General features: G+C 38.9%; 14 protein-coding genes. 5 read left to right on the top strand and 9 right to left on the bottom strand.

What is annotated here, in order from left to right:
* Positions 1-25: 25 nt before the first annotated feature.
* From QI031_RS28015 to QI031_RS28025, 3 genes are all read right to left on the bottom strand, one after another.
* Positions 26-742, bottom strand: coding sequence for a pirin family protein (locus QI031_RS28015; RefSeq protein WP_281486143.1), 717 nt, complete (start codon positions 740-742; stop codon positions 26-28).
* Between the two features lie 400 nt (positions 743-1,142).
* Positions 1,143-1,709, bottom strand: coding sequence for a DNA starvation/stationary phase protection protein Dps (dps, locus tag QI031_RS28020; RefSeq protein ID WP_281482832.1), 567 nt, complete (start codon positions 1,707-1,709; stop codon positions 1,143-1,145).
* Between the two features lie 138 nt (positions 1,710-1,847).
* Positions 1,848-2,900, bottom strand: a complete 1,053-nt coding sequence (locus QI031_RS28025) for an aldo/keto reductase (protein ID WP_281482833.1) — start codon at positions 2,898-2,900, stop codon at positions 1,848-1,850.
* Positions 2,901-3,123: 223 nt separating this feature from the next.
* On the opposite strand from QI031_RS28025, the gene QI031_RS28030 reads away from it, so the two are divergent.
* The 3 genes from QI031_RS28030 to QI031_RS28040 all read left to right on the top strand — a co-directional run bounded on the left by QI031_RS28030 (position 3,124) and on the right by QI031_RS28040 (position 5,256).
* Positions 3,124-3,537 (top strand): thiol-disulfide oxidoreductase DCC family protein, encoded by a 414-nt coding sequence (locus QI031_RS28030; protein WP_281482834.1) that lies wholly within the window; start codon positions 3,124-3,126, stop codon positions 3,535-3,537.
* A gap of 275 nt (positions 3,538-3,812) precedes the next feature.
* Positions 3,813-4,148, top strand: a complete 336-nt coding sequence (locus tag QI031_RS28035; protein WP_281482835.1) for a type II toxin-antitoxin system RelE/ParE family toxin — start codon at positions 3,813-3,815, stop codon at positions 4,146-4,148.
* The gene (locus tag QI031_RS28040; RefSeq protein WP_281482836.1) at positions 4,141-5,256 is read left to right on the top strand and encodes a HigA family addiction module antitoxin; all 1,116 of its coding nucleotides are present in this window, start codon (positions 4,141-4,143) and stop codon (positions 5,254-5,256) included. Before QI031_RS28035 ends, QI031_RS28040 begins: the two co-directional genes overlap by 8 nt.
* Positions 5,257-5,263: 7 nt before the next feature.
* On the opposite strand, the gene QI031_RS28045 is transcribed toward QI031_RS28040, so the two are convergent.
* Positions 5,264-5,692: a hypothetical protein gene (locus QI031_RS28045; protein WP_281482837.1), complete on the bottom strand. Its 429-nt coding sequence runs from the start codon at positions 5,690-5,692 to the stop codon at positions 5,264-5,266.
* A 523-nt stretch (positions 5,693-6,215) separates the two neighbouring features.
* Here QI031_RS28045 and QI031_RS28050 point away from each other — a divergent pair.
* Positions 6,216-7,478 carry a hypothetical protein gene (locus QI031_RS28050; RefSeq protein WP_281482838.1) on the top strand — a complete coding sequence of 421 codons (1,263 nt, stop codon included), beginning with the start codon at positions 6,216-6,218 and terminating at the stop codon, positions 7,476-7,478.
* A 363-nt stretch (positions 7,479-7,841) separates the two neighbouring features.
* Here the strand turns inward: QI031_RS28050 and QI031_RS28055 are convergent, their stop codons facing one another.
* The 3 genes from QI031_RS28055 to QI031_RS28065 all read right to left on the bottom strand — a co-directional run bounded on the left by QI031_RS28055 (position 7,842) and on the right by QI031_RS28065 (position 9,863).
* A complete protein-coding gene (locus QI031_RS28055; protein ID WP_281482839.1) occupies positions 7,842-8,516 on the bottom strand; it encodes a DUF6875 domain-containing protein in 675 nt (224 codons plus the stop codon).
* Positions 8,517-9,285: 769 nt separating this feature from the next.
* Complete coding sequence (locus QI031_RS28060; RefSeq protein WP_281482840.1) at positions 9,286-9,609, bottom strand: type II toxin-antitoxin system PemK/MazF family toxin; 324 nt, start codon at positions 9,607-9,609, stop codon at positions 9,286-9,288.
* On the bottom strand, positions 9,603-9,863 hold the full coding sequence (locus QI031_RS28065) for an AbrB/MazE/SpoVT family DNA-binding domain-containing protein (RefSeq protein ID WP_281482841.1): 261 nt from the start codon (positions 9,861-9,863) through the stop codon (positions 9,603-9,605). The genes QI031_RS28060 and QI031_RS28065 overlap by 7 nt, the downstream gene beginning before the upstream one ends.
* A 271-nt stretch (positions 9,864-10,134) precedes the next feature.
* Here QI031_RS28065 and bioU point away from each other — a divergent pair, with 271 nt between their 5' ends.
* Complete coding sequence (gene bioU, locus QI031_RS28070; protein WP_281482842.1) at positions 10,135-11,157, top strand: (S)-8-amino-7-oxononanoate synthase BioU; 1,023 nt, start codon at positions 10,135-10,137, stop codon at positions 11,155-11,157.
* A gap of 68 nt (positions 11,158-11,225) precedes the next feature.
* Here bioU and QI031_RS28075 read toward each other — a convergent pair whose 3' ends face one another.
* A complete protein-coding gene (locus tag QI031_RS28075; protein WP_281482843.1) occupies positions 11,226-11,603 on the bottom strand; it encodes a four helix bundle protein in 378 nt (125 codons plus the stop codon).
* 36 nt (positions 11,604-11,639) lie between these two features.
* On the bottom strand, positions 11,640-12,197 hold the full coding sequence (locus QI031_RS28080; RefSeq protein WP_281486144.1) for a hypothetical protein: 558 nt from the start codon (positions 12,195-12,197) through the stop codon (positions 11,640-11,642).
* Positions 12,198-12,249 lie beyond the last annotated feature (52 nt).

The following is a 12,249-nucleotide window of genomic DNA, read 5'->3' on the forward strand; positions in this document are numbered from 1 at the left end:
CAAAATTTAAGATAGAGCTTGGATATTAACCTAGATCAAAAAGCAGGATTTCTGTGCCAACATTGGTGCTAATTTCGAGTTGTTCTTCACCGCTGATTTGCACTCCATCACCTGCTCTAAGTTCTTCACCATTCAAGATTGCTATACCTTGAGCTATTTGTAACCAAGCATAGCGATGAGGTTTAACGTGATAATTGACAACATCACCATCATCTAAAACAGATGTGTATAAATCAACATCTTGGTGAATTGTCACAGCACCATCTCGCCCATCTTTAGCAGCAATTAAGCGTAGTTTGCCACGCTTTTCTGCTAAAGGAAAAGATTTTTGTTCATATCTTGGGGCTAATCCTTGTTTATCAGGTAGAATCCAGATTTGTAGTAGATGTAGTGGTTCAGTAGGAGAAGGATTAAATTCGCTATGAGCGATTCCAGTACCAGCACTCATAATCTGAGCATCACCAGGACGAATTACTGACCCTGTACCCAAACTATCTTTATGCTCTACTGCACCTTCTAAAACGTATGTGAGAATTTCCATATCACGATGACTGTGGGTAGGAAATCCAGCACCAGGAGCAATGTGGTCTTCGTTGATGACTCTTAGCGTCCGAAATCCCATGCGGTTCGGATCGTAAAAACTACCGAAGGAAAATGTATGATAGCTATCAAGCCAGCCGATTTGAGCATGACCGCGGGCATTTCTATCATGAATTAGGTGGTTAATTGTGTTTTGAGACATCATTTACCTCTTCTGGGATGAGTTTTTTAATTTTCAAAATTTAGACAGAATTACAGCAAATTTCATGTGGATGAGGTACATTACGCTCGTCTCTAATCCCTAGTCCCTAGCCCCTCTCTTCTTAAAAGACGTACTACACCCAATCGAGAAACGCTGTAATTACACAATCTTATATTTTTGTCTACTTAACTTGAAAATGCTTGGTGTCTTTGTGTCTTGGTGGTTGAAGATTTAAAATATACAAAAGTAAATATTGTTTTTAACGGCTACTTAAAAAGTATTTTTGAACTATTTAAATAGTAAAGGATATATATATAAATGAAAAGTACGCACTTAAAAGTGACGTACTTACCAAAAAGATACTATGAGCTTTGAGAAATGCAGATATTCTCAAACTTACTTATTTAACAGCAGCTGGCTGTTTATTTGTAGTAGCTGCTGCACCATTACCGGCATTGATTTCTAATACTTGTATATGAGCCTCTAAGAACCAAAGTCTTTTATCAATGGTGCGAGAAACTTCAGTATAAAGGTCAGCTGTATCAGCATCACCTAAATCATTAGTTTTGTCGATCGCTTCTCTGACATGTTTTGCATAAGCTGCATAGCGATCTGCTAAAGCTGTGACGTGATCCATGCCTGCTAAAATATCTAGAGGATATTCTGGCAATATAGAATTAGCAGCCGCCAAGCGAGCAGTCCCAAAAGCGTATCCACCCAAAGCGGTGACGCGTTCGGCAACCATATCGACATACTCTTCTAATTCACCAGCCATTTCATCAAATAATTCATGCAACTGAAAGAAATCAGTGCCTTTGACGTTCCAGTGTGCTTGCTTTGTCTGGGTTTTGAGATCTAAAGTTGCTGCTAGAGACTGATTAAGAATTGTGACGATTTTTGACCGTGCTGCTGCTGGAAGATCAATGCGGGTGGGATATAGACGTGATAAGTCTTGATTGTCGCTCATACTTCTACCTAAATTTCAATCAATACTGTTAAGTCTACAGATAGTGGCATAATGTCCGAAACTCTCTACCGACAGATGGAATCCAGGGGTTTATGAATTATGTCTGGCTAATTATTCCAAAATCTGGCATTAGCTTTTTTAGATACGGTGGTTGTCTATGGTGTTATATGTACCACCAAACAAGCGATCGCGGATCATGTCACTTTGCAAGAAATCATGGGGAAAACCCAATTCAATTTGACTTACTTCGTCTAAGCGTTGCAGATGTTCTGGCGATAAAGTCACATCCAGACAAGCTAAATTATCTTGAAACTGAGTCAACTTGCGTGCGCCAATAATGGGAATAATCACGCCGCTTTGAGCGCGTAGCCAAGCTAGCGCTACTTGGGGGGCTGTGCAGCCAATTTCGGCGGCCACTTGACCGACTACATCTGCGATCGCTAAACTTTTTTCGGAAATACTACCGGCTGCGGCGTTTGCTAATCGCCCTTGTTCACTGCTTTCAATCAGAGGTTTATTGTATTTACCTGTCAGCACGCCACCACCCAAAGGCGACCACGGTGTTACTGCCAAATCAAAGGCTTTAGCCATTGGCATTAAATCTCTTTCTGGAGTTCGCTGAATCAAATTATATTCAATTTGTAAAGCGACAAACTGAGTCCAGCCTTGATATTGAGCAATAGTATTGGCTTGGGCAACAATCCAAGCTGGGGCATCAGAAATACCGATATAAAGTACTTTACCTTGGCGTACCACATCATCAAGCGATCGCATAACTTCTTCTATAGGAGTTGTGAAGTCCCAAGCGTGTAACCAAAATAAGTCAATATAATCGGTATTCAATCGCTTGAGACTGCCTTCTAATGACTGCATCAAGTTTTTGCGATGATTGCCGCTACCGTTGGGGTCGCCTTGATTTTCGTTCATTTGCGAGGGAAAAGAATACTTCGTTGCCACTACAAAGCGTTCTCTGTCTTTAGCAATCAACTCACCAACAATCTTTTCACTACTACCATCGGTATAACCATTAGCGGTATCAATAAAATTGCCCCCTGCTGCTACGAAAGTATCAAAAATTTTCTGACTTTCGTCTTTAGAAGCACCCCAACCCCAGTCCTCACCAAAGGTCATGGTTCCTAAGCAGAGTTCAGAAACTCGTAATCCACTTTTTCCCAGGAGTTTGTATTTCATGAAACTTGCTCACTAGTTAAAAATATTTAGATTTTGACTTGTTCTCTGTAGACTTTGGGTGTAATACTTGTGAGTTTGTGAAAAAAATTTATTTTGAGCAAAATCAACACTGAAGATTTTCTCGGTTGACATCGTTCTCACCCAATAATTTGGTTTTAAGTGTAACGCTATACTGAACTTATCAAACACCCTCAAATATTATCTTAAATCACTCACTTTTTCGATGAATTACTACGTTATCTATGATGGGAATTGTAATCTCTGCGTTACTTTGGTACAAATTCTAGAAACCTTAGATCAAGGCAAGCTGTTTCGCTATGCCTCCATGCAAGATGAGCAAGCACTTTCCCAATGGCAAATTACACCCCAAGATTGCGAACAGGGAATGATTTTAATTGATAGCAATCTGCCACAAAGACGTTGGCAAGGTAGTGCAGCAGCTGAAGAAATTGGGCGATTATTACCATTGGGAAGTATATTTGTAGATGCTTATCGGACATTACCGGGAATGAAGTGGGCAGGCGATCGCTTTTACGAACAAATCCGCGACAATCGCTATACTCTCTTTGGCAAGCGTTCTAGTACCTATCAATCGGCTTACTGTGCCGATGGTAGCTGTCAAACTAGCAATGAGTGATGGTTTAGCAACTGTACCCACCAATGGTTGTTAGTTATTGTCAATTAACAGTATTTTAAACGATACCATCTGTTAAAAACTAAACTTTTAGATACGTAGTTTCTGGTACGGCTACTAACAAAAATGTGATTTTAAACCTGAACAATATATAGTACATAAGTTCTATTATTTGGGTGATAATCCTCACTTATGTGTAATTTCTACCATTTGTGATGTAAACGCTTAAAATATTGTTAACCTCTAAGGTTAACAATATTGGTAGAACCTTTGGTATAATGGATATTGTGTTTAAAAGCAAAAAACTTGAAAAAGAGTTTAATGACCAGAGAGTTCTAGAGAAAAATCAAGGTGCAGATAGAGCAAAACGCATTCGACGGAGGCTTGATGATTTACGTGCTGCCAACGTACTTGAGGATATGCGAAATATTCCAGGACGTTGCCACGAATTGCTTTATGACCGCGCAGGTCAGTTATCTCTGGATTTAGATCATCCATATCGGCTGATATTTGAGCCGACAGATACACCGATTCCGACCAAACCAGATGGTGGCATTGACTGGAGTAAAATAACTGCCGTTAGAATACTAGGCGTGGAGGATACCCATGATTAATGAGATCCAAAATCAATACACGCCAGATTACGTTTCTCCTCCTGGGGAGACTCTTCTTGAAGTCCTAGAAGAGTGGGGGATGTCCCAGGCAGATCTGGCAGAACGCACTGGGAGACCAAAAAAAACAATTAACGAAATCATCAATGGTAAAGCAGCACTTACTCCAGAAACGGCATTACAACTAGAGAGGGTATTAAATATACCTGCTAGTTTTTGGAATAACCGCGAACGTCAATATCGAGAAGCTTTAGCGCGACAGGATGAACAAGAGCGCTTGAAAAAGCAAGTAGCTTGGCTTGATCAGATTCCTGTAAAAGCAATGATTAAGTCCGAATGGATTCAGTACTATCAAGATAAAGTTGAGCAACTTCGGGAAGTGCTAAATTTTTTTGCTGTCGCCTCCCCTGAACAATGGGAGGCAATATGGTGTAAGACTAATGTATACTTTCGTAAGTCTCAGACGTTCCCAAGTGATCCTGGTGCTGTTGCTAGTTGGCTACGTCGTGGAGAGATTGAAGCAGCTGAAATTGCTTGTGCTAGTTATGATGCTAACAAATTTAGAGAAGTACTGCAAAAAATCCGCACTTTGACCGTAGAGCCACCAGATATTTTCCAACCAGAAGTAGTGCGGTTATGTGCTAAAGCTGGTGTAGCTGTGGTTTTTGTACCTCAAATTCCTAAGGCAAGAACTAGTGGAGCAACTCATTGGTTGAAGCCTGATAAAGCCCTGATTCAACTCAGTTTACGCTACAAAACAAATGACCATTTATGGTTTGCCTTCTTCCACGAAGCTGGTCACATTTTGCTACATGGTAAGCGTGATTTATTTTTAGAGGGTACAGATGTTGCATCTGTTGAAGATCAACAAAAGGAACAAGAAGCAAACAGGTTTGCGGCTGATATACTTATTCCGCCTGCAAAGCTGAAGCAGTTCCTGGCATCAGTTCCAAAATTGAGTAAAGCAAATATTACGCATTTTGGTTGTGAAATCGGTATTGCACCAGGAATTATAGTTGGTAGACTTCAGCATGATGAAATTTTACCACCCAGTTACTGCAATGACCTCAAACAAAAGCTTGAGTGGTGTTTAGAAGAACAAGAAAATTGATAATTCCTTAGTCGCTCGGTTTATTAAACACTTCTAAAATCTGGCGACAAACTTGTTTGAGCTTTTCCCCTATTTGGGCAGAAGGCATAGATTCTCCTACAAAACTCCAGTTCTCTACCGTAGAAAGTCGCCAAGCCTCACCACGATGGTCAAAGCCAGCTACTTCTATCCCAATCGCCCGCCGTGAGTTATTTATGGGATCTTGATAAAAACGAATTTGAATCAAGATACTGCGACTGCGCCAAGATTTGCTAATACCGGGAAAGTGAAACCCAATGTCTATCGAATCTGGATCGACCAATTCTCTGGTTTCTGGGTCATTCTTCCAAGGTTTTAAATCCGATTTGGCATCGGGGAACTCGAATTTGAATAAATTAACCACCGTAGCAATCTTGCTGGCGAGTTCAAGGTTGGTTGCCTGTTCAGCTGCGTTCACGAAAAAACACTCCTATGATTGTGTCGGCTAACTTTTGGATGTGACGACAGAAAAACCGCCAGAAGGCTTATCATTTTGGTGTTTCAGCTTATCAATACCTTTAGGTTTTTGCAACTATAAATCACACTTTCCTGATAATTACCCTTGCCGAAAACTGCTAATTAAAAGCTATTGTATTAGAAAATGCATATTCAGTAATTATACTTAAATAAATTAAAATTAAGCTTACTTATCGAAAATATTAGATGATATTCATAGTTTTTCAGCAAATTAACTAGCCAATAGAAACGATAAATTATGCTACTAATCTAAAATCAATCCACCATTGACTAGAGTGCAGTTAATTTTTAATTAGTTGTTACTAAAGCTTATAGCAGCTAACGTGGCTAGGTTACTATTTAAACAGTTAGCTAAAATTGCTACAGTGAAACTGTCATTGAATTTCGATTGAGATATTTTCTCCATCGCTGTAAGTTTCCGTAAAGTTTTACCAATTAGTTGCTATTAAATTTGAGTGACAACCATGCCACATCGCCATTATCCTCCCGCCTATTTACGTTATGTCAAAGCTAGGTTATGGAATTTAGGCAAACCTAGTTTTTGGGGAACAGCAATTTTTTTATCCGTGGTTGGCCTAGTAATTCGAGAATACTGGTCAAATCCAGATGCATTCACTTACAAGCAAAAAAACCAAGTTACCTCCATACAACCTCAAGATTCCTCCCTGACGGCAGAAGACAAAGCTATTGCAGCAGACATTGATAATTCACCAACTCTGTATAATGACTTAAAGGATATAAACCTACCAGCAATTACAAGTACTTCTCAAGACAACTCTCAAGCTAAAAACAGCAAAAGCTTGTCACAGGATGTAATTGGCAAGCAACAATCTTCTAACAGTGTAAAATCAAGTTCTGGGTTAGGAACAGTTAGTAACGCGTCTATACCTAAAGAGCAAAATCCTTTTGTATCAAAGGCAGAAAATTTATTGCGGTTTGGAACACCTGAAAATAATAGCCAGTTTGCAGGTGTTAAATCTTTAAACACATCATCCGAACTAACAGGTGCAGCAGAAACTTCTTCTCGGATAGGGATTGGATTGGTTACTCCGACTGATAAGAGTGAAAATAGTAATAGCTTAATCAGCCCTCTGCAAACACCACTGAACCAATCTTCCAATCAGTCGCCATCAAGTTTTAATGGTATAAATTCAACTCCATCCAGGCTAAATGGTGGAACTGGTTATATTCAACCAACTGTACCAAACGCAAGGTCAAGTTCTGACAATAACTTAAATAATGGTCAGGTATTGCCCAGTCAAACTTTTTCACCTACTACAAAACTAAATACTGGAATCGGTTACATTCAACCAAGTTTACCCAGTCCTTACAATAACTTAAATAATGGTCAGGTATTGCCTAGTCAAACTTTTTCACCTACTACAAAACTAAATACCGGAACTAGCTATATTCAGCCCAATGTACCGAACTCAACATCAAATCCCTACAACAACTTAAACAGCAATCAGACATTACCTAATCAAGTTCAACCAGTTTCAGGGATACCACCTGTCAACTCTGTTACATCTACTAACATTACACCCTATTCTATCCAGACTCCTAATCCTAATTTTGTCACACCTCAAACCCCAATAGCGCCCAGCAATTCTGAAAATTTTATCTGGAAACAACCTACTCAATTACCACAGTCTAATCTCTCTGTTCCCCGCCAAATTCCAGGACAGTATACGGGTGGAGTTCAGAATAATGGTTACTCATATCCATGAAGGTGATCTTTTTGAGATATGTGGCGATCGCTCTTTAGAAATCATTTTATGATTAAATGACTCTGAGGCGATCGCATTTAAATTAACTGACTGAAAAATTATTTGGCTGAATAGGACGTAACTTTAATAAAGTGGTCAAGCACTCTACTGGTTGAGGATTACTATAGGACTCCTATTTGATTTTTGAACACGATTCAGTACATATCTATCCCTTCTTAACTGTTCCCTGTTTCCTGTTTCCTGTTCCCTACCTACACAAATAAATTCACCGAATCAAACCGGATTACTATATATAATAATTATCAACTCGAAGACTTGTATGGCTAACAAGGCACTTTTTGATCTCGTGGCTAGCCTTAATGATTAAGAATTTATGAGAATTTCTTGAATTTGTTCTTTAGCTAAAGCTAATGCTTGATAAGCAGTATTTAACTTTGCTTTATCTGTAGAAGTATGAGCAAAACGTTTTAAATAAGCTTCAAGATACTTACTACGCAAGTAAGGATCATCATCTGGATTTTGAAGAAAAGGAAGATCAGAATCAACCATAAAACGAATAGCCAGCAATGGAATAGGACTACGTAAGGGGCGAAAATTTGGGTTGTGCAGACCTGAACTTTGAGTATTTCGATGAAATTCCCCTAGCATTAATCCTGATTCAACAAACAACGGCTTAAGTTTTTGCTGAATCCTATCTATTAATTGAAAATTTTCATTTATGTGAACATCAGGGAAAATAAGTAAGAAGGCTCTATAGATATCAAATTCTTTGTCTTTTGTATCCCCTTGAAGGAATATATCTCGGTAGCATTTCACAATCTCTTCTAATTGCTGAAAAGTTAAATTATTTCCACGAATAACCGCCATTTGAATACTATTTGATTTGAGAGCATAAGGTACAAAAGGACAAACCGGGCCTGGTCTTCCTAAATTAGGATGATGTCTTGCTAAAAAACTTTTAACCCACTCCATAACTTCAATTAAATAGGGAAGATCTTGCTGGGTTTGCTCAATTTCTGTAACTGTGTATAGTTGCATATACTCAAGATAAATACATTAAATTGTGTAATGTTCAATTGAGAATTATTGTTATCTGTATAATCGCCATTCAATTAATAATTATCAAAGTAATAAAAAGCTTGGTTATAAACTTTTATCTTTACTTTGGTAAAAATCAACAAAGAATAAAATACACTATTCTAGTTAAACTATTGCTTCTACGTTTTGCTGATGCTACAAAATTAAAGTCAAGCTTTCATCAGAAACTAAACAGTTCTCAAAAGTTAATCCAGTCATTGGACATATTCTATGAAACCGTTTAATTTCTTAGTTAGGAAAAATAAAGAGAATGATCTAGTTGATTGGTTGCAACTATTCTGGTTTTTATTACGATACAGAGTCATCATTTTTCCGAAGTAAGGTTTTAGCCCTACCGTTTATTTTTAACTTTTTTTAATGAAAAAAATATAAAGTTTATGTATAAATACTTAGAGATATTATAAAGTTTTAATAGAGATCCACTATCATTTTTATCGTATGCTGCGATCGCCCACGACTAAACACTAGGAAAATAATTTAAAAGCTCATTTAGCGAACCACTTACTTTGAGATCATCGGATAAGGTCTTAACTGATACGTGAGTTTCAATAAAGAAAGTAATTACCACTAATTATATTAGGATGAGTGATGTTAATAGCATCACAAATACTACAGACATTAGCTGTATATTGCGATCACAAGATCATACAATCTATTAAAATATCGCTCTTATGATTACGATAGGCGATCGCTGTAGATAATAGGTCATTCACTCGGCAAACATTTCAGCCAAGGTATCAAGAACTGCTTTTTGCTCATAGTCACTAATTTGACCAAGCTGTTTAATTAATCGAGCTTTATCCACTGTGCGAATTTGATCAAGGACAATCTGTCCATCTTTGCCTTGAAACTGACAAGCTATGCGTGTGGGGTAAACTTGCCCCTTTGTAGTCATTGGAGCAACAATTACAGTAGCGATATAGCGGTTCATCTCGTCTGGCGAAATCACTACACAGGGACGCGTTTTTTGAATTTCACTACCAATAGTAGGATCAAGATTAACCAGGAAAACATCAAAACGCTTAACTACCATTCCCATTCAAGCTGATCCCAGTCTGTTGAGCTTACATCATCTAGCAGAACATCATCATGTTGTTCTGCCATTGCTGCAAAAGCTTCTTCCCACCCAACCCGTAATTTCGGCGCAGCACGAACAATTAGGTGATTACCATGAACCTCAATTTCTACCTCTGTGTGAATACCGCTTTGTTCTAAAAGAGGTTTAGGAATACGAACACCCTGAGAATTACCGATTTTAACAATTCGGGTTTTAATAACTGCGCCCATGTTTAAATCATTTTAGAAAAGAAACTAGTAATTACATTGTGAATACGAATAGAGCAATAGTCAAGTGCAGCAAGAACACAGGCGATCGCTTTAGGATCTATGCTTAAAATGCGATCGCTATCAGAACTACCACTTATGCTGTTACCATTGACCGTACTGAATAATGAATCATAATTAACCTCGGTAGCTTTTAGCTATCAGCCATCAGCCACAAGCCATAAGCTGAGATGATGAATACTGAAGGCTTTTGAATCAACTCAACTAATTGACTATGAATTTACAACAAGTCAAAGGTTCTCCAAAATTTTCGCCAGCTATCCGCATCGGAGTACTGGGTTTCGGCGGACTAGGGCAAGCAGCCGCCAGAGTACTATCTCCTAAACGGGAAATGATTTTAGTCGCAGCGGCAGATCAAAAAGGCTACGCTTACGCTGCTGAAGGATTAAATACTCAAGAATGCATTGCAGCTTACCAGTCTCAAGGTTCAGTGGGTTATTTAGAACCAGTTGGTACATTAACAAATGATAGTATTCAAGATTTAATCGCCAGCACTCATCCTGTAGATGGGTACTTTTTGGCTTTACCTAATCTGCCAAATGACTTTATTCCTTCTGTTGCCAAAGAATTTATCAAAGCTGGTTGGCGTGGAGTATTAGTAGATGCAATTAAGCGCACTAGTGCCGTAGAACAGCTATTAGCAATGAAAGAAGAATTGCAAGCAGCTGGAATTACCTACATGACAGGATGTGGGGCTACACCAGGACTTCTAACCGCCGCCGCAGCTTTAGCCGCCCAAAGCTACGCTGAAATTCACAAAGTAGAAATTACCTTTGGGGTAGGAATAGCTAACTGGGAAGCTTACCGTGCCACTGTTCGAGAAGATATTGGTCATATTCCTGGTTACACAGTGGAAACTGCTAAAGCGATGACTGACGCAGAAGTAGAAGCTTTACTAGATAAAACCAATGGCGTGTTGACCTTAGAAAATATGGAACACGCCGATGATATAATGTTAGAATTTGCCGGAATTTGCGATCGCGATCGCGTTACTGTTGGTGGTGTAGTCGATACTCGTAACCCCAAAAAGCCCCTCAGCACCAACGTTAAGGTAACAGGACGCACCTTTGAAGGCAAAATTTCCACTCATACCTTTACTCTAGGTGATGAAACCAGTATGGCCGCGAATGTTTGTGGTCCTGCCTTTGGTTATCTGAAAGCTGGTCAACAATTGCATCAGCGCGGCATCTATGGCATATTCACAGCAGCCGAAATCATGCCTCAGTTTGTGAAATAAAAGGGGCTAGGGGCTAGGGGCTAGGGATTAGTAACAAGTTGACTACCAACTAACTACTTAATAAATCCCTAATATCTAGTCCCTAGTTTGGTTTTGAGAGATTTTTGTAGTCCTCGTAGCATCCTGCCGATTTCATCTGTCTGACTCAAAGTAAATATCAATTTTTCTTTGTCTATATATGCCCGTCTTTGGGCTAACATAACTTGGGTTTCCAACTCTGCCAATGAACCCAATGTTATTGATAAGTATCGCACAAACTCCTTAGTTGATTCTCTAGCGTGTCCCTCTGCTATATTCGACGGTATTGACACCGCCGCTCTTTGCATTTGACTAGATAGTTGATAGACCTCATGCTTTGGAAAATTCTCAGTTATACAATAAATTTGTTCAACTAAATCCATACTAAACTGCCAAACTTTTAAGTCTCTATAACTATTAATACTCATTGAAAAACCTCTAATCTAGCCCCTAATGCCTAGCCTCTAATCCCTAGCCCCTAGCCCCTCTTCATCCCTAATCTCTTCTTCCAATAGCAAGGAGGGTGTTTGCATCACAAATGGCAGTTCTGCACCTGTAAGACCTCGCTGAATGCGTTCTGAAGTCTCAGGAAAAACCACAAATAAAGGATATATAGTATTAGCCCCTTCACTTAAAATATGACTGTGGCGGGGAGGCATTAGCCACTCATAATCTTGATCTAATAAAACTTGTGTTTGTCGCCAACGTCCTAACAAGTCAGAAAAGTCTTCGTGGTGACGATGAATAAAGACTAAAATTTCCGCACCAGTTTTAATTTTCCATTCTGGATCACACATTAAAATTGCCACATCACAGAGTAAGCAAGTCGCCTGTTGGGCTGTTGTCTCAGTTTGACGGTGACGGACAATTGGCAAAGGAATAGTGATTACGCTGTCATCTGGACGACGTAAACTAGGAATCATTTCCAAGTATGGACGGTATTGTTTTAATAATGCGATCGCAGCTAGATGATTACTATATTCTGCCAAGCTAGCTTCATAATAAGATTTTTGTACAGGCATGGTTTTATAAATATTAAATTTAAAGGATGAATTATCATATTTTGCTATTTTC

Source organism: Halotia branconii CENA392 (assembly GCF_029953635.1).
Classification (GTDB): Bacteria; Cyanobacteriota; Cyanobacteriia; order Cyanobacteriales; family Nostocaceae; genus Halotia; species Halotia branconii.